Annotated in this window: 1 protein-coding gene; it reads right to left on the bottom strand. The window is 48.5% G+C overall.

Annotated elements, in window-relative coordinates; genetic code table 11:
• Nucleotides 1-408: SLOG family protein (locus P0G09_RS15750; RefSeq protein ID WP_275253123.1), on the bottom strand; the 408-nt coding region annotated here is incomplete at its 3' end.
• Nucleotides 409-427: the final 19 nt, after the last annotated feature.

Here is a 427-nt window from a genome sequence, read left to right as displayed (position 1 = left end):
AAGCGCACCATCAGTATAATGGAGCATAAAGTTTTGATAGGCGCGCAGCTGTTCTGGCGATTCATATTTCTTCTCACTGACCCGACCGGCAAAATCAACCTGGGCCTTGATTGCTGCCAAACTGGCCTGGTTGTTTTCATTCCAGCGTGCGGCAAAATCAGCATACGGCTCCATCAAGGCAATCTTTAGCTGTGGATAGTCGGCTTTGATTGTCAACGCGCTTTCGATGCTCCAGCGCTCAACTCCCATCTGTGGTCCCGTAATCAGCCAAAACTCCTCTGACATGCTTTCTAATTGATAGCGCAGTTGCTTTTGCAGCACGTCTTTAATCACCGCAACTTTGGGATCCTTTTCATCAAAGACGCCCAGCTCATATGCTCGATAGCCCGTCGTCCACAGTCTTTTCATCTAATCATGTTCCTTTCCG

Source organism: Faecalibacterium sp. DFI.5.82, assembly GCF_029076575.1.
Taxonomy (GTDB): Bacteria; Bacillota; Clostridia; order Oscillospirales; family Ruminococcaceae; genus Faecalibacterium; species Faecalibacterium duncaniae.
Note: the sequence above shows the minus strand (reverse complement) of the source record. Positions and strands in the feature narration are given on the sequence as shown.